Origin of the sequence: Azoarcus sp. TTM-91 (assembly GCF_012911025.1) — a bacterium.
In the GTDB taxonomy this organism is placed as follows: domain Bacteria; phylum Pseudomonadota; class Gammaproteobacteria; order Burkholderiales; family Rhodocyclaceae; genus Azoarcus.
The window spans coordinates 1-454 of sequence record NZ_WUEI01000298.1 but is presented as its reverse complement, the minus strand read 5'-3'; the positions used below and the strand labels follow the sequence as shown (position 1 = coordinate 454).

General features: G+C 45.4%; 1 pseudogene. It reads left to right on the top strand.

What is annotated here, in order from left to right:
- Positions 1 to 454 (top strand): annotated as a pseudogene (locus tag GRF61_RS24325) (pyridoxal-phosphate dependent enzyme); the annotation flags it as partial.

The window sequence follows — 454 nt, the reverse complement described above, 5'->3', positions numbered from 1 at the left end:
GTGTTGCAACTGCAACAGCAGCAGCTCTCCTTGGAATGGAATGTGTCATTTTCATGGGAGAGGAAGATACTAAGCGCCAGGCACTTAACGTATATAGAATGAAGCTTTTAGGTGCAGATGTAGTGCCAGTAACTAGCGGTACAGCTACACTTAAAGATGCGGTTTCAGAGTGCATGCGTGAGTGGACTACAAGAATCGATGATACACATTAATGCCTTGGCTCTGTTATGGGACCACATCCATTCCCTACAATCGTTAGAGATTTCCAGGCTGTTATTTCAAAGGAAAGCAGACAGCAGATTTTAGAGGTAGAGGGTAGACTTCCTGATGCAGTTATCGCTTGCGTTGGTGGTGGTAGCAATGCTATGGGAAGCTTCTATCACTACATCGGTGATGAGGGAGTTAAGCTCATCGGATGTGAGGCTGCAGGTAGAGGTATTGATACATTTGAGAC